We start from the raw sequence: 22905 nt of genomic DNA, 5'->3' as shown, positions 1-22905 counted from the left end.
CTTTCCGGGAACGCCGTGAACCCGTCCCTGGGGGCTCCCGGTTTGACATCCTGTCAAACAGGGTCCCGGAAAGGGGGCCACGCCAAGACGCTCCGAGGTAAGCCGCGATCGCGGCTTGCTTGGGGGGGGATTGGGGTTAGAGCGTCAACAACCAGGCCATCACCAGGCCGCCCAGCACCACGCCCACGAGCAAACCATTGCGGAACGCCCGACCGGTGTCGCCGGCGCCCTCGCCGCGCACGCTCTCGCGCAGGCGCTGGCGCGCCCCGGGTTCCGGGTTGGGCGGCTGCTCCGCCTCGAAGTCCCGCACCACGGCACGGGCGCGGGCCTCGTCGTCGTCCGCCACCCAGACGCTGGCCAGACCGGCGGCGGGCAACTCGCCCACCGCGCCCTGCAGCATGTCGCCGCGCACCTGGGCCATGATGCCGGCCTGCTCCATGAGCCCCGCCACCATGTGCGCCTCCAGGCCGTCGCGCGCTTCGTAGACCCGTTTCATGCTTGTCTCCGCCGGCTTTCCGGCATCATTATCACGCCGGCCCGGCGCCGGGCAAAGCGACGCCGGCGCGCCCAGCGGTTACCATAGGAGCCCATGCTGCACATCGCCCTGTACCAACCCGAGATTCCGCCCAACACCGGCAACATCATGCGCCTGGCCGCCAACACCGGCGCCATGCTGCATCTGATCGAGCCACTGGGCTTCGAACTGGACGAGAAACGGCTGCGCCGGGCCGGGCTGGATTACAGCGAATACGCGCGCGTGGAAGTGCACCGGGACTACCCGGCGTTTTGTCAGGCGCTGGCGGGGGCCCGCCAGTTCGCGCTCACCACCAAGGGCGGGCCGGCGCCCAGCGACGTGGCCTTTCAGGATGGGGATGTGCTGCTGTTCGGCCCGGAGACCCGGGGGCTGCCGGCGGACCTGCTGGCGGCGATGCCGGCGGAGCGCCGGCTGCGCCTGCCCATGGGGCCCAACAGCCGCAGCCTCAATCTCAGCAACGCGGTGGCGATTACCTTCTACGAGGCCTGGCGGCAGCTGGGGTACCCGGGGGCGGTGCGGTAGCTACTGCACCGTGGCGCCGTCGGCGCCGGCCTGCTGCTGTTGGCGCTGCTGCTGGTAGAGCGCCTCGAAATTGAGCGGCTGCAGGATCATCTGCGGGAAGGAGCCCTTGGACACCAGGTCGGAGACCACTTCGCGCACATAGGGGAACAGCACATTGGGGCAGTAGGCGCCGAGCAGCTGATCGCGCTCCTCGCCGTCGATGCCCACCAGGGTGAAGATGCCGGCCTGCTTCACCTCCGCCAGATAGAACGTCTTCTGCTCGTCCTCGGACTTGGCGGTCACGGTGACGGTGACTTCCACCTCGTACTCGCTGCCCTCGCCGATGCGGCGGGCGGCGTTGTTGAGCTGCACGTTCATCTTCGGCTTCCAGTCCTGCAGGAAGATGTCCGGCGCCCCCGGGCACTCGAACGAAGCGTCCTTGAGGTAAACGCGCTGCAACTGGAAGGTTTTCTTCTCTTCTTCGGCCATGGTCCTTCTCCGTTATCCGGCGAGCAGTTCGTCCAGTTCCCCCGCCCGCTCCAATGCGAAAAGTTCATCGCAACCGCCCACATGGCGGTCGCCGATCCAGATTTGCGGCACCGTGCGGCGGCCGCTGCGCGTCATCATTTCCTGACGCGCGCCGGGCTCGCGGTCCACGTCGATCTCGTGCACCTCGGCCTCTTTCCGCGCCAGCAGCTGCTTGGCGCGGACACAGAACGGGCACCAACGGGTGCTGTACAGGGTCACCGTGGCCATGGGATCAGCCCTTGGCCACCGGCAGGTTGTCGTTGCGCCAGGCGGTCACGCCGCCCTGCATGCGGTACAGCTCGGCGAAGCCCTTGCCGCGCAGCTGGCGGCCCAGATGGGCGGCCTGGTTGCCCATCTTGCAGGTCAGGATCACCGGCTTGTCCTTGTGGCGCTCCAGCTCCCCCATGCGGTCGGTGGTCTGGCTGGCGGGGATGTTCAGGCTGCCGGGGATGTGGCCGGCGCGGTATTCGTCCGCCGGGCGCAGATCCACGATCACCGCTTCCTTCTGGTTGACCAGGTTGGTGGCCTGCTGGGGCGTGATCGCCTTGCCGCCGCGCCGCGACTCGATCACGAAAAACGCCGCCCACAGTACGAAGAAGGCGGAAAACAGAAGGTAATGATTGCTGGCGAATTCGATCAGGCGATCCATACTAGGCCCCGTTGACGCGTTGGCCGCCTTGTTGGCGGAAAATCGGCGCCAAGTATACACATCACCGGTCGGTTAAGGTAAAACCCGCAGCCATGAAGCCGCTTTTTCTCTTGATATTGCTCCTGCCGGCGCTGGCGGGGGCGGACCAGCCCAGCGAAGCCGACCTGGAAGAGCTCAAGGACCGCATCGAGGCGCTCTCCGAGCAGCAGCAGGAGGAGGCGTCCCAGCGCGATGACCTGCAGGCCCGCCTGCGCGAAACCGAAACCCGGGTGGGCGAGCTGACCCGCCAGGGCCGCGAGCTGGAACGCGAGGCGGGGGCCGCCCGCGACCGCCTGCTGCGGCTGGAGGCGCAGCAGGCGCGCCTGGCCGGCGAAAAGCGCACCCAGTTGCGCTGGCTGGCGCGCACCGTGCGCACCAGCTACCAGAGCGGCCGGGAAGCACGCATCAAGCTGCTGCTCAACCAGGAGCAGCCGGATCGCATCGCCCGCCTGCTGCGCTACCAGGAATACATGCAGCGCGCCCGCACCGACCGGCTGGCGGTGCTGGAGGACGAACTGCTGGACCTGCGCCGGGTCGCCAAGGAGGTGGACAGCGCCCGCGCCAACCTGCTCGACCGCCGCACCGAGCTGGCCAACAGCAAGCAGGAGCTGGAGGCCGCCGCCAAGGAGCGCGAGCAGGCCCTGGCGAAACTGAACCGCTCCCTGGAGCAACGGGGCGGCGACATCGAGCGCCTCAAGGCGGACCAGCAACGCCTGGAGAAACTGCTCGCCGAAATGCAGCGCAGCCTGCCGGCGGTGCCGCCGCCGGAGCGCGGCGAGCCGTTCGGCGAGCTGGCCGGGGAACTCCCCTGGCCGGTACCGGGTCAGGTGGTGGCGAGCTTCCATTCCGCCCGCGAGGGCGCGTTGCGCTGGGAGGGCGTGGTGCTGGCCGCCGACGAAGGCACGCCGGTGCGCGCCATCCACCCGGGCCGGGTGGTGTTCGCGGACTGGATGCGCGGCTACGGGCTGCTCACCATCGTCGACCACGGCGGCGGTTACCTGACGCTCTACGGCTACGCCCAGAGCCTGCTGCGCGACGTGGGCGAGTGGGTGGCCACCGGCGACACCCTGGCCCTGGCCGGGCGTTCCGGCGGCAACGCGCGCAATGGTTTGTACTTTGAAATCCGCCGCAAGGGGCAGGTGGTGAACCCGGCGCGCTGGTGCGACCGCCGTGTTACACTGCCGCCCATTGCCCGCAATGATTGAGATCCTGCCCCCGGATCGGGGGCGCCCAGCCTTGGGGATACACATGCTGCACACTTCCCGTGTACTGCTGCGCTCCGCGCTTCTTACTCTGGTGTTCATTGCCCCGGCCGCCCAGGCCAAGGACCCGCGAACCGATCAGCGCGCCGAGCAGGACGGCGTCCCGGTCACCGAACTGCGCGCCTTCGCCGAGGTGCTGGAACGGGTGCGCGGCGCCTACGTGAAGGAAGTGGACGAGAAGGAACTGATCCAGGCGGCGATCCGCGGCATGCTCATGGAGCTGGACCCGCACTCCGCCTACCTGACGCCGGATCAGTTCGAGGACCTGCAATCCACCACCAGCGGCGAATTCGGCGGCCTGGGCCTGGAAGTGACCATGGAGGACGGCTTCGTCAAGGTGGTGGCGCCGATCGACGACTCCCCGGCCAGCCGCGCCGGCATCCAGGCCGGCGATCTGATCCTCAAGATCGACGACACCTTCACCAAAGGCATCGGCCTGGCCGACGCGGTGGAACTGATGCGCGGCGAAGCCGGCACCAAGGTAACCCTGTCGGTGCTCAGCGAAGGGGACGAAAAACCCCGCCCGGTGACCCTGGAGCGCGACCGCATCCAGGTGGAAAGCGTGAAAAGCGAGACCCTGGAACCGGGCTACGGTTACCTGCGCGTCTCCCAGTTCCAGAGCCGCACCGGCCAGGACGCCAAGGCCGCCCTGGAACAGCTGATCGCCAAGGGCGACCTGAAAGGCCTGGTGCTGGACCTGCGCAACAACCCGGGCGGCGTGCTCGGCGGCGCCGTGGAAGTGGCCGACCTGTTCCTCGACGGGGGCCTGGTGGTCTACACCCAGGGCCGCGATCCGGCCAGCCGCAACGACTACGAAGCCAGCGCCGGCGACCTGCTCGACGGCCTGCCCCTGGTGGTGCTGGTCAACGGCGGCTCCGCCTCGGCCTCCGAGATCGTCGCCGGCGCCCTGCAGGACCAGGGCCGCGCCGTGGTGGTGGGCACCCGCACCTTCGGCAAGGGCTCGGTGCAGACGGTGCTGCCGATCAGCGGCGACAGCGCCCTGAAGCTCACCACCGCCCGCTACTACACGCCGGACGGCCGCTCCATCCAGGCCGATGGCATCCACCCGGACATCCCGATCCAGGTGGCCAGCGTGGAGCTGTACCAGGAGCGCGGCCCGCGCGAGTCCGACCTGCCCCACCACCTGATCAACCAGGACGGCGAGGACCCGGACGCCGAGGGCGGCGAGGAACCGCTGGCCAGCCGTGACTACCCGCTGTCCCAGGCCCTGTCCATCCTCAAGGGCATCAACCTGGCGGAGCGCCGCGGTCGGAATGACGGCGCCCGCCGGGCCAACACCGACACCGCCTCCCAGTGAGACACGGCGTCGCCCTGGTGGCGGCGCTGCTGACCGGGCTGCTGGCGGCGACGCCGGCCCCGGCGGCGCCGCGTATCGCCATCATCATCGACGATCTCGGCTACAGCCGACCCGCCGGCGAGGCGGTGATCGCCCTGCCCGCCCCGGTGACCTGCGCGGTGATTCCGGAAACGCCCCACGGCCGCCGGCTTGGCCGGCAGGCCGCCGAGGCCGGCAAGGAAGTGATGATCCACCTGCCCATGGCCACCCTGGACGCCCGCGCCCTGGACCCGGGCGCGCTCCACGAAGGCATGAGCGAGGCGCAGATCGGCGCCGTGCTGGACCGCGCCCAGACGCTGCTGCCCGAAGCGCGTGGGCTCAACAACCACATGGGCAGCGCCCTCACCGCCGAGGCGGCGCCCATGACCCGGCTGATGGATCAGTTGCGTCGGCGCCACCTGTTCTTCGTGGACAGTCGCACCAACGCCGCCACGCTGGCGGAGCGCAGCGCCCACCGCGCCGGGCTGCCGGCGGGGCGCCGGGACGTGTTCCTGGACAACCGGCGGGATCTGGCCCACATCAACGAGCAGTTCAACCAGTTGCTGCGGCTGGCGCGCCGGCGTGGCCACGCCATCGCCATCGGCCACCCCTATCCAGAAACCCTGGATTATCTGCGTCAGGTGCTGCCGCTCATGGAGCAGGCCGGCGTGGAGGTGGTGCCGGTGTCCCGGCTGCTGGCGCCGCCGGCGGCTTCGGTTGGCGCGGCACCGCGCCCGCCCGGTGCCGCGCTGACCTCGAATCCCTAGGAGCGACCGATGCCGGTAAGGCGGCTGTAGCCGAGCATCAGGAAGCCGAACAGGAACATCAGCACGCCGTACACCGCCGCCGGCACCGACATGGCGTCGGAGTGCAGCAGGGTGAGCGTGACCATCAGCCCCAGGGTGCCGTTCTTGATGCCCAGCTCGATGGCCACGGTGAACGCCTGGTCCCGGGGCAGCCCCATGAGCCGGCCGCCGGCCATGCCCAGCACCAGCCCGATGATATTGAGCAGTACCACCGCCATGCCGCCCTGGCGCAGCAGCACCAGGGCTTCCTCGCCCAGATCGATAAGCAGTAGGGCGATCACCGCCACCAGCACCAGCAGACCGAATATGCTGACCAGCTTCTCGCCCTTCTCCGCCCAGCTTTGCCGGAAATGGCGGATGGTCATGCCGATGCCCACCGGAATCAGAATGATCACCACCAGGGTAAGGATGGTGCGCAGCACCGGCAGCTCCAGCACCCGCTCGCTGTCCTGGAAGTGGCCCAGGGCCCAGCTGGTGAACATGGGCAGGGTGACGATGGTGATCAAGCTGGCGGCCACGGTGAGCACGATGGACAGGGCCACGTCGCCGCGCCCCAGGAAGGCGAACAAATTGGAGGTGGTGCCGCCCGGGCAGGCGGCGATGATCACCAACCCCACCGCCAGCGCCGGCGACAGATCCAGGCTCATGGCCAGGCCCATGCCCACCAGCGGCAGCAGGATGATCTGCGCCACCAGGCCGTAGACGGTGGCGCGCGGCGCCACCAGCACCTCGCGGAAATCCTTGGGCGTGAGGGTGAGCCCCATGCCCACCATGATCAGAAAGAGCGCGGCGGGGAGCCCCACGGACACCAGAGCGGCCTGATCCATACGATGATCCTTTTGTTGTTTTCGGGACGATCGTACCTTAGCGGGCCGCCCCCGGCCATCAGGGGGAGTGGTTGAGCATCAGGAATTCCCAGGTGTTGTTGCGCGTCATGGGAAAACCGATCCAGCCCGCTCGCGGTTCCCGGGCGTGGCGCGGCTCGCCGGCGCGCGGGCTTTCCCCGGGGCCGGCCAGGGCCACCAGCTCGGTGAACCAGGTGGCGGCGTTGTCGAGCAGGTCGGCGGCCTTCCGGTTCAGCAGGCTGGGGTAGCCGGATTCCACCCGCGCCTTGAGCACCACCCGGCCGGCCTCCGGCGCGTACCACAGCAACTCCCGGGTGAAGCCGTCCACCTGGCCGTCGCCGCCGTTCTCGATGCGATCCAGACCGCCGCCTTCACCGCTGGCCTGATCCTTGCGCCAGGCGATCTCGCGGCTGATGCGCAGCGCCTTGAAGGTGCCGGCGCCGACACGGATGGTTTCCACCGCGCTCACCTTGCTGGTGACCCGGGTGCGGTAGCGGTAGCGCCAGTGGGCGCCGTCCGCCGCCGGCACTTGCACCGTCTGCTCGGTGCGGTAGCGCCACACGTCCCCGGGATGCAGCGGGAACCGCAGCAGGGGGCCGTAACTTGCATCCACCGGCTGATAGCGATCCAGGTCTTCTTCCAGGGTGACCTGCCCCTCGCCCACCCGGTAGCGGGCCCGGTCGCCGTTCTTTTCGGTGAGGGTGAGCGCCACCGGTTTGGCGTCGTTGAAACGGTACAGCCAGGTGGTGCCCGCCTCGGGCAGGGTACGTTCCACTTCCCGCAGCGCCTCCGGCACCCCGGGTTTGCCATCCTCGTCGTGGACCACCAGATCGGCGCCGATTTGATAGCGGCCCTGGTATTCGCCCGCGTCATCGTAGCGGCTCACGGTGACCACGCCGGTGTCCTGGTCCACGTCGAACCAGCGCCCCACCGGCTGATCGTCCCGGTAAAAGTGCTGGGCCAGCCAGGTGTCGCCACGCCGGCGGCTGGACTCGCCCTGGCGCTTGCCGTCGCGGTAATGGGAGACCCGCCGCACGCCCTCGTCGTCAACGAAAATCTGTTTGCCATCCTGCTCGTACTCCGGCAGCAGATGCCGGTCCCGCTGAATCAGGTCGCCGTCCTCGTTGTACCGCTCGCGGAGCGACCATTGGCCGGCCTGATCGAAGGTCAGACGCTTCACCAGATGGCCGTTCTCCAGGGTCTCGCTGATCCGGCGTCGATCATCCTCGAACACCCGGGCGACCATGTTGCCCTCGGCGTCGTAGTTCAGGCGCACATCCTCCAGGCCGCCGTCCTCGGCGGGCCGGGTGTAGACGCGCGCCATCAAGGAGCCGTCTTCCCGGTATCGTCTTTCCCGGAAGGTGCGCTCGCCCTTGTCCGGCAGGCGCTCCATGGACAGGCTGCCACCCTCGTGGAACGCCTTGAGCAGATCGTACCCCTCGGGCTGGTAGTCACGGATTTCCCGGACATTGCCGTTCTTCCAGTAGTAGCGGGCCTTGCCGGTGATCAGGCCCCGGTCTCCGTAGCGGCCTTCCAGTTTCACCTCGCCATTGTCGTGGTAATAGGTGAAAGGGCCTCGCAGGTTGCGCTTGGCCAGCAGCGGCACCGCCTCCGGATCGACCAGCCGGCCCTCGAAGAACACGCTGCCGTCGGGCCGGTGCACCACCACGCGCCAACCGCCCTCCGTTTGCTCCAGGGGCCAGTGCAATTGATACGCCGGCTCTTTGTCGGTGGGAAACCAGTCCTCGTCCAAGGCGCGGGTATCGGCGCCGGCCAGGGAGCTCAGCAGCAGGGCCAGCAGGCCGGCCAGCATCGGGCGTCGGGGAAACATGGGCATTCTTCCTTCAGGGCCGGACCTTGCCGCGCAGGGCCTTGGTCTGGCCACGGCGGGTTTTCTTGTCCATGCGTTTGTTGCGGGCCGCCTTGGAGGGCTTGGTGGCCTTGCGTTTCTTGCGCTCCACGGTGGCGCTCTGGATCAGGGCGCGCAGCCGCTGCAGGGCGTCGTCCAGGTTCTTCTCCTGGGTGCGGAAGCGCTGCGCCTTGATCACCACCACGCCGTCGCTATTGATGCGGCGGTCGGACAGCGCCAGCAGACGCTCCTTGTAGAACTCGGGCAGGGAGGAGGCGGCGATATCGAAGCGCAGATGGATGGCCGAGGCCACCTTGTTGACGTTCTGGCCGCCGGCGCCCTGGGCACGGATCGCCTGCCAATCGATCTCCGCTTCCGGAATGGTCACGTTGTTGGAGATTTTCAGCATGATTCTTCCTTGCGTTGCCGGTATCGCGGCGTTCCGCTTCAGCCGCGATTGGCCCTGGCCAGAAACCGATCCAGCGCATTGGCGAAGGTCTGCACATCGGCCTTGCCCAGCGACGACGGCCCGCCGGTCTCGACCCCGGCGGAGCGCAGCTCCTCCATGAAATCCCGGCGGCCGAGGTGCTCGCGGATGCTCTCCGCGTCGTACAGGGTGCCGCGCGGATTGAGCGCGGTGCCGCCGGCTTCCACCACCCGGGCGGCCAGCGGGATGTCACCGGTGATCACCAGATCCCCGGCCCTCACCCGGTCGGCGATGTGATCGTCCGCCTTGTCGAAACCGGACGCCACCTGCACCGAGTGGATGTGCGGCGAACGGGGCGCCCGGATGTGGTGGTTGGCCACCAGGGTGGTGGTCACCGCCAGGCGGTTGGCGGCGCGGAACAGCACATCGCGGATCACCGCCGGGCAGGCGTCCGCGTCCACCCAGATCGTCAGCGCCACGATTACAGCCGCATCTCGATGCCGGCCCGGGCCATGTAGTCCTTGGCCTCGGCGATGCTGTACTCACCGAAGTGGAAGATCGAGGCCGCCAGCACCGCGTCGGCGCCGCCCTGGATCACGCCGTCCACCAGGTGCTGCAGATTGCCGACGCCGCCGGAGGCGATCACCGGCACCGGCACCGCATCGGAAATACGCCGGGTCAGGGCGATGTCGAAGCCGTTCTTGGTGCCGTCCCGGTCCATGCTGGTGAGCAGGATCTCGCCGGCGCCGTAATCGGTCATCCGTTTCGCCCACTCGATGGCGTCGATGCCGGTGGGCTTGCGACCGCCGTGGGTGAAGATCTCCCAGCGGTTGCCCTCGCTCTCGCCGCTCACCTTCTTGGCGTCGATGGCCACCACGATGCACTGCGAACCGAACCGCTGGGCCGCCTCGCGCACGAAATCCGGGTCCTTCACCGCCGCCGAATTGATGCTCACCTTGTCGGCGCCGGCGTTGAGCAGGTTGCGGATATCCTGAAGGGTGCGCACGCCGCCGCCCACGGTGAGCGGGATGAACACCTGGCTGGCCATGCGCTCCACGGTCTCCAGGGTGGTGTCCCGGTCCTGGTGGCTGGCGGTGATGTCCAGGAAGGTGATCTCGTCGGCGCCGGCCTCGTTGTAGCGGCGCGCCACCTCCACCGGATCACCGGCATCGCGGATGTCCACGAATTGAACACCCTTGACCACGCGGCCGGCGTCCACGTCGAGACACGGAATAATGCGTTTTGCTAGCGCCATGATTCGTTCTCCAGTCGGGCCGGCATGATACCGCGATGGCGGCGCCGGCTCACCCCATGATTAGCAGCGAGGCGGCGCAGGCCGCGAACAGCAGCACGAAAGAGAGGTACATGGCCAGCAGCGGCCAGAACCGGCGCCGCCACACCAGGCGCAGGCACTCCCGGGTGGACAGCTTGCGCGCGCCGCGCAGCGCCGGCGCCACCAGGCGCCGCATGCGCCAGCGCGGAAACAGGGGCATGGCGCGGGTGCCCACCGGCACGATCACCTCGCCGATCACCAGCATGGTCGGGTGGTAGGCGATCTCGGCGCGGTGGCCGGCCACCCGGCGGCCACGGGCATCCTGCAGCAGCAGCATGTCACCGTGCACGCCCACCGCGCAGCCGGCCACGTAGCGAAACATCAGAAAGGCGCTCAGGCCCACCAGGACTATCACCAGCCCCAGCGGCAGCATGCCAACCAGGGGCTTCGGATCCTCCATCCCGGCCGCCAGAACCCCCATGGACCACAGCACCAGCACCGGCAGAACCAGGTACAGCCAGCGCAGCCGCACCAGCCCCACCGGCGCCAGCCAGTGCTCGCCCCGGGCCGGCTTTTCGTGGCGCCAATCGTGCAAGTCATCGCCGCGAAAGCTCTCCGGCAAACGGTGGCGGTCGTGCCAGAAGGCAAAGGCGAGCCCGGCCAGCACCAGGGCCAGGCCGCCGTACAGCAGAATGTCGCTCCAGCGACGCCAGTATTGGAAGCGCTCCCGGGCGCCGGCCAGCCCCGGCAGGGCCACTTCTTCCAGCGGATCACCCTCGGCGTCCAGGCGCCACAGGCGGCGCTCGCCCCGGTCCGCCACCAGGGCACCTTTGCCCAGCGGCGCCAGGGACAGCAAATCGACCAGACCAGCGGCGCCGCGCCCCAGCAGGTTCCAGTCGCCGTCGTAGCGGTACAGGCGGCTCTCTTCCAGGTTGTCGCGCCCCACCAGCAACCAGTACTGATCGCCCACGCGAATCAGATCCGTGGGCCAGCGGTACAGCAGGGTGGGCTGAATGCGGGCCACCGTGCGCACGCCGTCGTCCGCCAGGTTCACCGCGGCGATCCGGTGGTGGTTGGTGTCGGCCACCAGCATCCGCTCCGGCTCGGCGAGCAGCCCGTTGGGAAAACGGAAGTCGCCCAGCCGGGGCGCCGGCTCGGCGCCGTTCTCCAGGCGCCGGATTTCATGGTGGCCACTGTCCACCACCCACAGCCGCTCCCGGTCGGGCCGCCAATACAGGCGGGCCACGCCGGCGAGGCCGGGAGCGTGGGCCAGGAACCGGCAATCCCCCGCCCGCCGGCAGCGGTACAGCCCCTCCCCCTCGGCGGGCGGCGAGGCCGGCGGCGCCAGACGCAGAAAGCGCAGCAGATTGCGTGAAAAGGACGGCCGCTCGCCGCCCAGGTAGACGATCACGCTGTCCGCGCCGGTGACGGCCAGGCCGCTGTACTCGGACAGGCCGGGAATCACGAAGGGCGCCCCCGTGGTGCCCTCCGCGTTGACCGGATAGAGGCGGTCACCGAACCGCACCAGCACGCCGCCATCGGGCAGGGGCGCCATCTGCGTGGGCATCGGAACGGAATGACGCCGGTCCAGGGCATACACCCAGGTCACCAGCCAGGAAATGAACAGTGCGATAACGAACGCGGCCACCGCGGGATGCACCGCGCCTTCCTTACGGGCCATGATTCCCCCCTTCCCTGGAATGGTCGTGATGGACGGGCGGCCTTCCCCCAGGCCGTCTTCGCGTCCCTCACCTTGTTGTACCGATCCGACGCGCGAATACAAGTGGACCGGTCACGAAACGCCTTCCCTGGCGCTCCGATTCGGCGGTTTCAGCCGCGCTTGGCCGAGAGTTCGTCGGCCAGGGCCTGGCCTTTCCCGAAGTCCAGGGAGCCCTCGTAGATGGCGCGGCCGGTGATGGCGCCGGTGATGCCGGTGGCGCGGCTCTCGCACAGGTTGCGCACGTCCTCCAGGTCGGTGATGCCGCCGGAGGCGATCACCGGGATGGAGATCGCCTCGGCCAGGCGTTCGGTGGCTTCCACGTTGACGCCCTGCAGCATGCCGTCGCGGCTGATGTCGGTGTAGACGATGGCGACCACGCCGTCGTGCTCGAACTGGCGGGCCAGGTCCACCACGTCGATGTCGGTGACCTCGGCCCAGCCGTCGGTGGCGACCTTGCCGTCCTTGGCGTCCAGGCCGACGATGATGTGGCCCGGGAACTGGCGGCACATGTCCTTGACGAATTGCGGCTCCTTCACCGCCTTGGTGCCGATGATCACCCACTGCACGCCGGCGTCCAGGTAAGCCTGGATGGTCTCGGGGGCGCGGATGCCGCCGCCGATCTGGATCGGCAGGCCAGGGTGGGCACGGGCGATGGCGTTGACGATCTCGCCGTTCACCGGCTCGCCGGCGAAGGCGCCGTTCAGGTCCACCAGGTGCAGGCGCCGGGCGCCTTTTTGCACCCAGTGGTCGGCCACCGCCACCGGGTCCTCGGAGAACACGGTGTCATCGTCCATGCGCCCTTGCTTGAGGCGCACGCATTTGCCGTCCTTCAGATCGATGGCGGGAATCAGTTGCATGGGGGTCTCTCTGTCACGAAATCCGTTTTGAATGGCGGGCGTGGAAAATCAAGGCTGCCAGCGCAGGAAGTTGGCCAGCAGGCGCAGGCCGGCGTCGGCGCTTTTCTCCGGGTGAAACTGCACCGCGAACACATTGTGCTTGGCCACGGCGGCGGCGAAGGTCAGCCCGTATTCGCAGCGGCCGGCCAGCTCCTCCTCCGGCAGCCCGGTGGCGCAGTAGCTGTGCACGAAGTAGAAGCGGCTGTTGTCGTCGATGCCGTCCCAAACCGGGTGGTCCACGGTCTGCTGCACCTGGTTCCAGCCCATGTGCGGCACTTTCAGGCGCTGGCCGGTCTCGCCGAACTGCTCGCCGAAGAACTGGACCCGGCCGGAGAACACGCCCAGGCAGTCGACGCCGTCGTTCTCCTCGCTGAAGTCCATCATCGCCTGCATGCCCACGCAGATGCCGAGCACCGGCTTGTAGGCATCGATGGCGTCGAGGATGGCCCGGTCCAGGCCGGTCTCGGTGATCACGCGGATGCAATCGCGGATCGCGCCGACGCCGGGGAACACCACCCGGTCGGCGCCGCGCACCACATCCGGATCCCCGGTGATAACGATGCGCTGGCCGTCGGCGGCCATTTTCTCCAGCGCCTTGCCGGCGGAATGGAGATTGCCCATGCCGTAATCGACCACGGCCACGGTTTCAGTCATGGGAAGCCCTCTATTCCGGCTGTTCGCTCAGGGTGCCCTTGGTGCTGGGCGTGACGCCGTCCATGCGCGGGTCCGGCTCCACCGCCATGCGCAGGGCGCGGCCGAATGCCTTGAACACGGTCTCGGCCTGGTGGTGGGCGTTCTTGCCGCGCAGGTTGTCGATGTGCACGGTGATCATGGCGTGGTTCACCAGGCCCTGGAAGAACTCGTAGAACAGATCCACGTCGAAGCCGCCGATCTGGCCTCGGGTGAATTCCGCGAACATCTCCAGGCCGGGCCGGCCGGACAGGTCGATCACCACCCGCGACAGGGCCTCATCCAGGGGCACGTAGCTGTGGCCGTAGCGGCGCACGCCCTTTTTGTCGCCCCAGGCCCGGGCCAGGGCCTGCCCCAGGGTGATGCCGATGTCTTCCACGGTGTGGTGGGCATCGATGTGCAAGTCACCCTCGGCGTGGACGTCCAGGTCGATCAGGCCATGGCGGGCCACCTGATCCAGCATGTGCTCCAGGAACGGCAGGCCGGTGTCCAGCTTGCTGTGTCCGGTGCCGTCCAGGTTGACGCTGACGCGGATCTTGGTTTCCAGGGTGTTGCGCTCTACGGTGGCGCGGCGTTCGCTCATCGGTACCTCCAGAATGCGGAACCCCGTATTATACGTACCCCCCGCGCCCCTCACCAGCGGGCGCCGACATCGCGATTGGAGGCAGTATGCCGATCACTGTGGAATTTCACCCGTCACGGCCGGAACTGGCGCAAACCTTCGCCCAGGTGCTGCGCGACGACCCGGACCACGCCGCCGAGCTGGAGCTCACCCTGCAGGAAGGCGCCGCCCACGGCAACGAGATCGTCGCCGCCCATTTCAACGGTCGCCCGGTGGGCGTGGCCGTGCTGCACGGCGACAACCTGGCCTGGATGGTGGTGCACCCGGCCACCCGTGGGCGCGGCGTGGGCCGGGACTTCCTGCGCGGCATCGAGGCGAAACTGGGCCACGGCGTCACCCTGCCCGACAAATGCCGTTAGCGGCCTTCGGCCGCGATGAAGGATTCAGGATGCAGGCGCGGTGACGGCCAAGCAGCCCTGCGACGCCGTACCCGCGCTTCAGCGGTTCCGCGCGGGGCCGGAGCGATCAGATCGCACCGAGCGATCCTCGCGCCTGAATCCTGAATCCTGAATCGTCCTTTCAACTCAGCGGCAGGCGGATCACCAGGATAAAGCCCTGGTCCGGACCGCCGCTTTCCGCCCAGATGCGCCCGCCGGCCTGCTCCACCATCACCCGCGCCATGGCCAGGGACAGGCCGTAGCCCTCCTCGTGGTGGCGCGAGCCCATCACGAAAAACGGCTCGAACAGGCTCTCCAACTGCCCCGGCCCGGCGCCCCGGCCGCCGTCGGCGATGCGGATCTCGGCCTCCTCGGACAGGGCCCGGCCGGTGATGCGGACCCGGCCTTCCGGGTGGCTGAAACGGATGGCGTTGTCCAGGGCGATGGCCAGCACCTCCTGGAGCTCCGCCTCGTTGGCGCGCACGCACAGGCCCGCCCCCACCCGGTTGTCCACGGTCAGCCGGCGCCCGCGCAGGGCCCCGGCGCGGCTGGCCAGCAGCGCCTCCAGCAGCAGTAACGGCTGGCAGCGCCCCAGCAGGGGCGGCTGGTGGCGGTCCGCCAGATCAAAATAGCGCAGCGAGGTGCTGACCATGCCCACCAGCCGCTGCTGCCCCTTGCGCACCAGGGCCCGGGCGTCGGCGGCCTGGTCGTCGTCGCCCAGCCCCTCGGCGGCGCCGATCCAGTTGATCGGCGTGTTCAGCTCGTGGCTTACGTACTGCAGGAAGGTGGATTTGTCCCGGTTCATCTGTTCGATCTCGCGCACATGGCGCTCCAGGCTCTCGCGGGCCTCCTGGAACAGCTGGTTACGCTCCTGCTCCAGAAAACGAATGCGATCGCCCAGGGCCAGGGACAGCATCACCACCACCCAGAGCGCGCCAATGTGCGGCAGCATGGTGATCACCGAGACGTAGGGCACCCAGTCCAGGTTGCCCAGCACGAAGATGAAGATCAGCCCCAGGAACACGAACCAGGCCGCCACGTACAGGCGCGCCGCCCGGTAACCCCGGGACCACACCGTCCAGCCCAGCCAGCTGAACAGCAGCACCGTGATCACCACCAGCAGGGTGGACAGGTAATAGGACCAGGGCGCCGGAATCAGCAGCTGCACCACCAGCAACACCGCGATGCCCAGCAAATAACCGCGTATCAGCCGGTCGTAGCGGGGGAAGCGCTCCTTGAGGCCGAGAAAATGCCGCGAGTACATGGCCAGCGCCGGCGTGCAGATATAGATGCCCAGCCAGTAGTACTCGTTGAGCTTGGGCACCTCCGGCCACAGGAACTGCAAGCCAAAGCCGTTGATGTTCAGGTTGAACACCGTGATGCCCACCAGAAACGCCACGAAATACAGGTACACCGGCTCTTTCAGGGACAGCGCCAGCAGGGCGTTATAGATCACCATGATCAGCAGGCAGCCGTAGAAAACGCCGTACACCAGAATGTCCCGGTAGGTGTACTCCACAAGGCCGGTGGCGCTGTACAGCATGGGCGAGAGGTTGATGGCGCCCTTGCCGCTGATGCGCACATAGTAGTCCCGGGACGCCGGCGCGCCGCTTTCCAGGGGGAAGATGAAGGCCCGGTGGTTCATCAGGCGATGGTGGAACGGCAGGGTGTCGCCCATGTCCACGCGCCGGTAACCGCCGTCGGCGGTGGGCGCGAACAGGGTGATGTTGTCCAGGATCGGGTAGCGCTCCACCAGGTACCAGTCCTCGCCGGCCACGGCGCCGGCGTCCAGGGCGAAGCGCAGCCAGATCACGCTGCCGGTGAAGCCGAAATTCAGTTCCGCGGAATCGTTGGCCCGGAAGCGCGACGCCAGGCGGCCGCGCACGGTCTGGAAGTCCCAATGCCCCTCCGGGTCCACCAGCACCTCCATGGAGCGCGCCACCTCCACCTGGTCGCGGTCCCCGGACAGGGTCACCGGCTCCGCCCCCCGGGCCAGAGCACACCCCAGTAACCCCAGCAGAACCAGGATATTACGGAACTTTAACAAAAGCGGCTCCCCAAAGCGTGATACTCATTCATACGTTATGATGTCCCGCAAACATAATCCCGGCCCCTGGTCCGAGGCGCAAGGAGAGGCTCGTTATGGCACGCGCGATTAAAATCGTGGTCATCGTCCTGGTGGCCATCGTGGTGTTGCTCGCCGCCACGGTGTTCGTGATCACCCAGGTGATCGACCCCAATGATTTCAAACCGCAGATCCGTGAGCAGGCGCTCACTCAGGCCAATCTGGAGCTGGAGATCCCCGGCGAAGTGGACTGGCAGTTCTGGCCCTCCCTGGGCGTCAGCCTGGGCCGCACCGAAGCGCGCCTGCCCGACGAGGAAGAGCTGTTCGCCGCCATCGACAGCGCCAGCGTCAGCGTGGCGGTCTGGCCGCTGCTGTTCGGCAACGTGGAAATGGACGGCGTCACCCTGGACGGCCTGGAAGTGAACCTGGTGGAAACCGCCGACGGCGCCAACTGGGAGAAAATCGGCCCGCAAGAGGACGCCGAGCAGCCCGCCGCCGAGGAGGAGCAGCCCGCCGAGGACAGCGAAGGCGGCACCCTGGACATCCCGCTGACCATCCCCAGCGTGGCCATCACCAACGGCCAGGTGAGCTACCGCAACACCACCGACGGCACCGACATCCGCGTGGAGCACTTCAACTTCGAGGCCCAGGACGTGAGCCTGGACGAGCCCTTCCCGATGCAGTTGTCCCTGCGCTACCAGGACCAGAGCGACGTGCGCGTGGACCTGAGCCTGGACACCACCCTGGCCGCCAACCTGGACAGCAACCACTTCGTGCTCGACCCCATGACCCTGGACGCCCAGATCGGCGGCCTCACCGTCAACCCGGTGGACGTGCACCTGGAGCAGAAGCTGGACGTGAACCTGGACGAAGACCGCGCCGCCCTCTCCGGCCTGGTGCTGGAAGCCGCCGGCACCCGCACCACCGGCGACGCCACCGTCACCGGCCTCACCGGCGACATGAAGGTGGCGGGCCAGATCAAGACCGCCCCCTTCGACGTCAACGCCGCGCTTAAGTCCATCGGTGAAACGCCCATCGAGACCCGCGACGACGCCGCCCTGAGCAAAGTAGCCCTGGACGCCACCCTGGCCGGCCCCGCCGGCAGCGTCATGGTGGACCCGCTCAAGGTCACCCTGGACAGCAGCACCCTGAGCGGCAAGGCCGGCCTGGATAGTCTGGACACCGGCAAGATCGTCTTCGACCTGGTGCTCGACAAGATCACCCTGGACGGCTATCTGCCGCCGGAAAGCGGCGACGATAAAGAGGAAACGCCCACCGGCGCCGGCGGCGGCGCCGGCAAGCAGGCCGGCACCGAGCAGCTCTCGGAAGCCGAACTGATCCCGGTGGAAAGCCTGCGCCCGCTGGTCATGGACGGCCGGCTCAAGGTCAACGAGCTGAATTTCGAAACCATCCAGGCCAAGGACCTGGCGTTCAAGGTCACCGCCAACAACGGCGTGCTGCGCCTGGCCCAGGCCTCAGGCCAGACCCTCAACGGCAGCTTCACCGGCAGCGGCAGCCTGGACGTGTCCGGCAACACGCCGCGCATCAACTACAAGCAGAACGTCACCAGCATGCAGCTGCAGCCGCTGGTGACCCTGGCCCTGGGCGAGGACCTGGCCAAGGGCCTGTTCTCCCTGGACATGAACTTCAGCGCCGCCGGCAACAGCGAAAAAGCCCTGGTGCAATCCGCCAAGGGCAACGCCACCGTCAACCTGGCGGACGGCACCGTGCGCGGCCTCAACCTCTACAACACCCTGGTGGGCGGCGTGAACGACATGCTCGGCCGCTTCCAGGGCCTCAGCGCCCTGATCCCCAACCAGGAATCCGGCAAACTGCCGAGCGCCCTGTCCGAGGACACCAAGATCATCGACCTGACCACCAAGGCCAGCCTCGACAAGCAGGTCGCCAACCTGGACAGCCTGGAAGCCAAACTGGAAAAAGGCACCCTCTCAGGCAACGGCTGGCTCAACATGCTGACCCAGGAGTTCGACCTCAGGATCGGCATGCAGTCCCCGGAACTGGGCGGCAGCAAATACCTGGAGGACGTCACCTGGCCACTGCGCTGCCAGGGCAGCCTGGCCGGCAGCCCCGCCAAGTGGTGCGGCGCGGACCGGGAGGGCTTCGCCAAGATCGCCCAGCAGGCCGCCACCAACGCCGCCAAGAGCAAGCTGAAGGACAAGCTCGGCATCGACGCGGAAGGCGACACCACCGAGGAAGTGCTCAAGAACGCCGCCAAGCAGAAAGCCGAGGAGAAAATCCAGGAAGAGCTGGGCGACAAGCTCAAGGGGCTGTTCAATCGCTAAGCGAAGGATGAGCGAACCCGCCTTCAGCGACGCCGTGCTGGCCTGGTACGACCAGCACGGCCGCGACGACCTGCCCTGGCAGCACCCGCGCACCCCCTACCGGGTGTGGGTCTCGGAGATCATGCTCCAGCAGACCCAGGTGACCACGGTGATCGGCTACTTCGAGCGCTTCATGGCCACCTTCCCGGACGTGCATGCCCTGGCCGCCGCCGACGTGGACCAGGTGCTGCACCTGTGGACCGGCCTGGGCTACTACGCCCGCGCCCGCAACCTGCACAAAGCCGCCCGCCAGCTGGTGGACGAGTACGGCGGCGACTTCCCGGCAACCGTGGAGGAAGTGGCCAGCCTACCCGGCATCGGCCGCTCCACCGCCGGCGCCATCCTGGCGCAAAGCCGCGGCGTGCGCGCCCCGATCCTGGACGGCAACGTCAAGCGGGTGCTCACCCGGCTGCATGCCGTGCCCGGCTGGCCCGGCAAGAAGCCGGTGGAAAACCGCCTCTGGGAACTGGCCGAGCACCACACCCCTCACGAACGCCTGGCGGACTACACCCAGGCGGTCATGGACCTGGGCGCCACTCTCTGCGTGCGCCGCCCGGACTGCCCGCGCTGCCCGGTCATCCACCTCTGCCAGGCCCACGCCGACGGCAACCCCCAGGACTACCCCGGCCGCAAACCGGCCAAGGCCAAACCGGTGCGCGCCGCCCGCATGCTGATCCTGCAAGCCGGCGACGGCCGCGTCTGGCTGGAACCGCGCCCGCCCAGCGGCATCTGGGGCGGCCTCTGGTGCTTCCCCCAGCTGGACGCGTCATCCGACAGCCCGGACGACGCCCAGCACGACGCCCTGGAACGCCGTGGCCTGGCCGCCCGGGACCAGGAAAGCCTGCCCGGCTTCCGCCACACCTTCAGCCACTTCCACCTGGACATCGAGCCCCGCCTGATCCGGGTGGACAGCCACGGCGAGGCCGTGCAGGATGCCGAGGGCCGCTGGGTGAGCCCCGCCGCCCCCGGCGAACTGGGCCTCGCGGCCCCGGTAAAGAAACTGCTCGACCAGCTCCACGGCCCCCGCCAACGGGGCCTGCTGTAAACCGAACCAGCGAGGAAGCCATGACCCGCACCGTCTTCTGCCGCAAGCACCAGCAGGAACTGGAAGGCCTGGACAAACCGCCCTTCCCCGGCCCCAAGGGCCAGGACATCTACGAAAACGTGTCCCGCGCCGCCTGGCAGGAATGGCTCCAGCACCAGACTCTGCTCATCAACGAGAAACACCTGAACGTCATGGACCCCAAGGCCAAGGCCTTCCTGGACGAACAGCGTGAGCGTTTTTTGAACAACGAAAGCGTAGAAAAAGCAGAGGGTTACGTTCCCCCCACCAAAGACGCCAATCAATAGCCCCGCGCCCTTGACGGGGCCAGGGCCAGCCGCTTTAATACGCCCCCACGCCCGGATAGCTCAGTCGGTAGAGCAGGGGATTGAAAATCCCCGTGTCGGTGGTTCGATTCCGCCTCCGGGCACCAGACATACAAAAAGGCCCCTGCTCTCACCAGAGCAGGGGCCTTTTTGTATGTCTGGCAATCCGGCGGTTGGATGATGAACCACCGCCTGGTTCGACCAAACGCACCGCGTTTGGCGACGAGCGCGCAGCGCGAAGCCCGAAGGGTCGGAACAGCCCAAAGGCTGTTCCGATCAATCCGCCTCCGGAATGGAAAGCCCGCTCGCAGAGCGGCGCCTTTTTGCACCCGACCCCCTGCGGCCTCCCGCACCGTCCAGCCACCAAACCGTCATTCCCCAATACCCTCCCCGTAGCCCCACCCACTCAACAACAACCACTTAGCGGCCCCCCTGGCCCGGTCGGATTCCCGCTGCCCTTCCCCGCACCCCCTGACAACGATCTGTCGTTTTCCGGAAGCGCAAAATTATTCGTAATGGAACCAAAGCGACATTCGCTCTCGATAGCGTGATTCATGCGGCACCCGCCGCGGGGATTACTCATAAATCGCACCCAATATCGAGGGAATGACTCATGAAGACCATCATCAAGAAGGCGGCCCTGGCCGCCGCCATCATCAGCGCACCGCTGGCCGCTTCCGCCACCGATCTGGTCGGCGGCGGCGCCTCTCTGCCGGCACTCGCCTACATCGGCGACGGCTTCACCACCACCAACCCGGAATCGCGTCTGTCCACCGACGCGGGTCTGTTCGCAGGCTTCGATCCGACGTTCACTCCGTACCAGCAAGTCGGCGTAACCCCTGACTCCATCTTCTCCGTTTTCCAGGGCGCCAACCCGTCCCACACCGCCAGCTACTGCCAGACCGGCAGCGGCACCGGCAAACGGGTTCTGGTGGGTGTCAGCGGCTTCAGCGCCGACGGCGACTGCCGTGACTACAGCGCCAGCCCGGTGGGCTTCAGCGCCCCGGCCGGCCAGAGCCGCCCGGACTTTATCGGCTCCGACGCTCCGCTGACCGCCGACAACGTGGATGACTTCGTCAACGGCCCCAACACCGCCGGCGACGGCATCTTCCAGATGCCGGCCCTGGGTGCTCTGATCGCGCTGCCCGTGAACCTGATCGGCAGCTCCCGCCCGGATCTGTCCAACCAGCAGGTGTGCGAGATCTTCTCCGGCATTTCCCAGACCTGGAACGACGTGGACAGCAGTCTGCCGACCCAGCCCATCCACGTGATCGTGCGTCAGGACACCAGCGGCACGGTGTTCGCCTTCACCCAGTACCTGGCGGCCACCTGTAACGGCAACTTCGGTGTGGCATCCGACTTCTTCAAAACCTCCGAGAGCTTCACCGCCGCCATTTCCCCGGCCAATCCCGCCAGCCTGTACGCCAACTACAGCGAAGAGTCCGGCAACGCCGGTGTGGTTTCCGGCGTCGGCGCCAATTCCTGGTCCATCGGCTTCGCCAACCTGGCCAACGTACTGGACGCCAGCCAGGACTACGCCGACGTGAACAGCACCGACCCGGCCACCGTCACTTCCGTGAACTACGGCATCGGTGACCTGCTGGCCGACACCGTTCTGGGCGATGTAGATGAGGACACTGGTCTTCCGCATACCCAGGCTGTCTCCGACATCCCGGTTAGCAACCCCAGCACCCCGGACGGCTGCGTGAACGTGATCGACCCGGCCGCCCAGCTGGATCAAGGCTACCCGATCGCCGCGGTCACCAACCTGCTCGGCTACACCGCGAACAACGCCGATCCGCAGGCCCTGCGCGCCCTGGTCCGTGAAGTGGTAAGTGGCTCCGGCTCCCTGCCCACCGGCTATGTCCGCCTGGGCACCGCCAACGCCATGGATCAACTGGCCGGTACCTGCATCAACTGATCGCAATATCAACGCACGCCAGTGCGGAGGGCGCCTACCCGGCGCCCTTTTTTTATGAGAATTGAACGCCACGGCCGTCCCTAGAAAGGACGTGAATCCCGACCCAAAGCCAGCCCCAGAACGGCGTATAACTGTCGGGAGAGCATCGCCTTGGTGACAGCGTGCTGGCGATTACGGGCGTGGAGTTTATGGCAGGCGCGATGAATATGACTGGAAACGGTGCGCTCGCTGATGCCCAGGGAAGCACCGATTTCGATGTTACTCAGACCTTCGCTGGCGCCACGCAGGCAGGCACGTTCACGGTCGCTAAGAGGTTCCGGTGGTGGTTCGTCGTCGTCGGCTTCAGCCAGGAAGCGCCCGACGCGATCCAGCACCACCCGGCCCAAAAGAGTGGCGCAGGGCAGGTAGCGGCGCACATGCGCCCAAGCATCATCGTCATCCTGGTCCAGGGCCAGATCCAGCCAGGCGAGAATGCCCGGCCCTTGCAACAGGGGGACGGTGCAACCGGCGCGTAATCCCAGCGCGGCGCGCTGGCGCATGGTCACCTGGTAGCCCCGGGCCTGGAAATCCGGCCGCGCCATTAGGCCACGCCAATCCAGCGGCAGACTCTCCGCCAGCGCGTACTGGGCCAACGGGTCGGTTTCCAACGGCCAGGCCGGGGCCGGTTGCTCGCAAGGCAGGTTGTGCAGCACCAGGGTGCGGGTGCGTTCCAGCTCGGCGCCCAGGCAGGTGAACATGTAGTAGCGGAAACCGTGGGCTTCCACCAGATAACTTAAGCCGGCCCGCAGCCTGCCCAGGGTCGTGACCCGGGCCAGGGACAGTATCTGGCCAGTGGCATCCTGTTCGTAGAACAT

At 67.6% G+C, this 22905-nt stretch carries 24 protein-coding genes and 1 tRNA gene; 10 read left to right on the top strand and 15 right to left on the bottom strand.

Annotation, left to right across the window (positions count from 1 at the left end):
* Positions 1 to 136 precede the first annotated feature (136 nt).
* The gene (locus HMJ39_RS08320) at positions 137 to 496 is read right to left on the bottom strand and encodes a putative signal transducing protein (protein WP_194296943.1); all 360 of its coding nucleotides are present in this window, start codon (positions 494 to 496) and stop codon (positions 137 to 139) included.
* 93 nt (positions 497 to 589) lie between these two features.
* Here HMJ39_RS08320 and trmL point away from each other — a divergent pair, with 93 nt between their 5' ends.
* The gene (gene trmL / locus HMJ39_RS08315; RefSeq protein ID WP_161384292.1) at positions 590 to 1057 is read left to right on the top strand and encodes a tRNA (uridine(34)/cytosine(34)/5-carboxymethylaminomethyluridine(34)-2'-O)-methyltransferase TrmL; all 468 of its coding nucleotides are present in this window, start codon (positions 590 to 592) and stop codon (positions 1055 to 1057) included.
* Here trmL and secB read toward each other — a convergent pair whose 3' ends face one another.
* Genes secB through HMJ39_RS08300 form a run of 3 tightly spaced genes read right to left on the bottom strand, consistent with a single transcriptional unit; the run spans position 1058 to position 2213 of the window.
* Entirely contained in the window at positions 1058 to 1525 is a 468-nt protein-coding gene (gene secB, locus HMJ39_RS08310) for a protein-export chaperone SecB (protein WP_161384293.1), read from the bottom strand.
* A gap of 12 nt (positions 1526 to 1537) precedes the next feature.
* Complete coding sequence (gene grxC / locus HMJ39_RS08305) at positions 1538 to 1792, bottom strand: glutaredoxin 3 (protein ID WP_194296942.1); 255 nt, start codon at positions 1790 to 1792, stop codon at positions 1538 to 1540.
* 4 nt (positions 1793 to 1796) lie between these two features.
* Positions 1797 to 2213, bottom strand: coding sequence for a rhodanese-like domain-containing protein (locus HMJ39_RS08300; protein WP_161384295.1), 417 nt, complete (start codon positions 2211 to 2213; stop codon positions 1797 to 1799).
* Between the two features lie 92 nt (positions 2214 to 2305).
* Here HMJ39_RS08300 and HMJ39_RS08295 point away from each other — a divergent pair, with 92 nt between their 5' ends.
* Genes HMJ39_RS08295 through HMJ39_RS08285 form a run of 3 tightly spaced genes read left to right on the top strand, consistent with a single transcriptional unit; the run spans position 2306 to position 5617 of the window.
* Positions 2306 to 3457: a murein hydrolase activator EnvC family protein gene (locus HMJ39_RS08295; RefSeq protein WP_194296941.1), complete on the top strand. Its 1152-nt coding sequence runs from the start codon at positions 2306 to 2308 to the stop codon at positions 3455 to 3457.
* A 43-nt stretch (positions 3458 to 3500) separates the two neighbouring features.
* A complete protein-coding gene (locus HMJ39_RS08290; protein WP_194296940.1) occupies positions 3501 to 4832 on the top strand; it encodes a S41 family peptidase in 1332 nt (443 codons plus the stop codon).
* Complete coding sequence (locus HMJ39_RS08285; RefSeq protein ID WP_321206054.1) at positions 4829 to 5617, top strand: divergent polysaccharide deacetylase family protein; 789 nt, start codon at positions 4829 to 4831, stop codon at positions 5615 to 5617. Before HMJ39_RS08290 ends, HMJ39_RS08285 begins: the two co-directional genes overlap by 4 nt.
* Here HMJ39_RS08285 and HMJ39_RS08280 read toward each other — a convergent pair.
* From HMJ39_RS08280 to hisB, 9 genes are all read right to left on the bottom strand, one after another.
* Positions 5614 to 6483: a bile acid:sodium symporter family protein gene (locus HMJ39_RS08280; protein ID WP_194296939.1), complete on the bottom strand. Its 870-nt coding sequence runs from the start codon at positions 6481 to 6483 to the stop codon at positions 5614 to 5616. The genes HMJ39_RS08285 and HMJ39_RS08280 overlap by 4 nt on opposite strands.
* 58 nt (positions 6484 to 6541) lie before the next feature.
* The gene (locus HMJ39_RS08275) at positions 6542 to 8332 is read right to left on the bottom strand and encodes a toxin-antitoxin system YwqK family antitoxin (RefSeq protein ID WP_194296938.1); all 1791 of its coding nucleotides are present in this window, start codon (positions 8330 to 8332) and stop codon (positions 6542 to 6544) included.
* 13 nt (positions 8333 to 8345) lie between these two features.
* Positions 8346 to 8759, bottom strand: coding sequence for an alternative ribosome rescue aminoacyl-tRNA hydrolase ArfB (arfB, locus tag HMJ39_RS08270; RefSeq protein ID WP_161384300.1), 414 nt, complete (start codon positions 8757 to 8759; stop codon positions 8346 to 8348).
* 38 nt (positions 8760 to 8797) lie between these two features.
* A complete protein-coding gene (locus HMJ39_RS08265; RefSeq protein ID WP_456061962.1) occupies positions 8798 to 9256 on the bottom strand; it encodes a YaiI/YqxD family protein in 459 nt (152 codons plus the stop codon).
* A 2-nt stretch (positions 9257 to 9258) separates the two neighbouring features.
* Entirely contained in the window at positions 9259 to 10032 is a 774-nt protein-coding gene (hisF, locus tag HMJ39_RS08260; RefSeq protein ID WP_194296937.1) for an imidazole glycerol phosphate synthase subunit HisF, read from the bottom strand.
* 49 nt (positions 10033 to 10081) lie between these two features.
* On the bottom strand, positions 10082 to 11731 hold the full coding sequence (locus HMJ39_RS08255) for a hypothetical protein (RefSeq protein WP_194296936.1): 1650 nt from the start codon (positions 11729 to 11731) through the stop codon (positions 10082 to 10084).
* Positions 11732 to 11880: 149 nt separating this feature from the next.
* On the bottom strand, positions 11881 to 12627 hold the full coding sequence (hisA, locus tag HMJ39_RS08250; protein WP_194296935.1) for a 1-(5-phosphoribosyl)-5-[(5-phosphoribosylamino)methylideneamino]imidazole-4-carboxamide isomerase: 747 nt from the start codon (positions 12625 to 12627) through the stop codon (positions 11881 to 11883).
* Positions 12628 to 12675: 48 nt separating this feature from the next.
* Positions 12676 to 13320: an imidazole glycerol phosphate synthase subunit HisH gene (gene hisH / locus HMJ39_RS08245; protein WP_194296934.1), complete on the bottom strand. Its 645-nt coding sequence runs from the start codon at positions 13318 to 13320 to the stop codon at positions 12676 to 12678.
* A gap of 10 nt (positions 13321 to 13330) precedes the next feature.
* On the bottom strand, positions 13331 to 13939 hold the full coding sequence (gene hisB / locus HMJ39_RS08240) for an imidazoleglycerol-phosphate dehydratase HisB (protein WP_194296933.1): 609 nt from the start codon (positions 13937 to 13939) through the stop codon (positions 13331 to 13333).
* An 86-nt stretch (positions 13940 to 14025) separates the two neighbouring features.
* On the opposite strand from hisB, the gene HMJ39_RS08235 reads away from it, so the two are divergent.
* Positions 14026 to 14337 carry a GNAT family N-acetyltransferase gene (locus HMJ39_RS08235; RefSeq protein WP_194296932.1) on the top strand — a complete coding sequence of 104 codons (312 nt, stop codon included), beginning with the start codon at positions 14026 to 14028 and terminating at the stop codon, positions 14335 to 14337.
* A gap of 160 nt (positions 14338 to 14497) precedes the next feature.
* Here HMJ39_RS08235 and HMJ39_RS08230 read toward each other — a convergent pair whose 3' ends face one another.
* Positions 14498 to 16402, bottom strand: coding sequence for a sensor histidine kinase (locus HMJ39_RS08230; RefSeq protein ID WP_194296931.1), 1905 nt, complete (start codon positions 16400 to 16402; stop codon positions 14498 to 14500).
* A gap of 95 nt (positions 16403 to 16497) precedes the next feature.
* Between HMJ39_RS08230 and HMJ39_RS08225 the strand changes: the two genes are divergently transcribed.
* The 5 genes from HMJ39_RS08225 (at position 16498) to HMJ39_RS08205 (ending at position 22051) form a co-directional block, all read left to right on the top strand.
* Positions 16498 to 18723, top strand: coding sequence for an AsmA family protein (locus HMJ39_RS08225; protein WP_194296930.1), 2226 nt, complete (start codon positions 16498 to 16500; stop codon positions 18721 to 18723).
* Positions 18724 to 18730: 7 nt separating this feature from the next.
* Positions 18731 to 19807, top strand: a complete 1077-nt coding sequence (mutY, locus tag HMJ39_RS08220; protein WP_194296929.1) for an A/G-specific adenine glycosylase — start codon at positions 18731 to 18733, stop codon at positions 19805 to 19807.
* Between the two features lie 20 nt (positions 19808 to 19827).
* The gene (locus HMJ39_RS08215) at positions 19828 to 20112 is read left to right on the top strand and encodes an oxidative damage protection protein (protein WP_161384309.1); all 285 of its coding nucleotides are present in this window, start codon (positions 19828 to 19830) and stop codon (positions 20110 to 20112) included.
* Positions 20113 to 20161: 49 nt separating this feature from the next.
* Positions 20162 to 20237: transfer RNA gene (locus HMJ39_RS08210), tRNA-Phe, on the top strand.
* Between the two features lie 506 nt (positions 20238 to 20743).
* The gene (locus HMJ39_RS08205) at positions 20744 to 22051 is read left to right on the top strand and encodes a PstS family phosphate ABC transporter substrate-binding protein (RefSeq protein ID WP_194296928.1); all 1308 of its coding nucleotides are present in this window, start codon (positions 20744 to 20746) and stop codon (positions 22049 to 22051) included.
* Between the two features lie 80 nt (positions 22052 to 22131).
* On the opposite strand, the gene HMJ39_RS08200 is transcribed toward HMJ39_RS08205, so the two are convergent.
* Entirely contained in the window at positions 22132 to 22905 is a 774-nt protein-coding gene (locus HMJ39_RS08200; protein ID WP_194296927.1) for a helix-turn-helix transcriptional regulator, read from the bottom strand.

Origin of the sequence: Alloalcanivorax profundimaris, from assembly GCF_015265435.1 — a bacterium.
Lineage (GTDB): Bacteria > Pseudomonadota > Gammaproteobacteria > Pseudomonadales > Alcanivoracaceae > Alloalcanivorax > Alloalcanivorax profundimaris.
The sequence above is the reverse complement of the archived record's forward strand: the minus strand, read 5'-3'. Positions and strand labels throughout refer to the sequence as shown.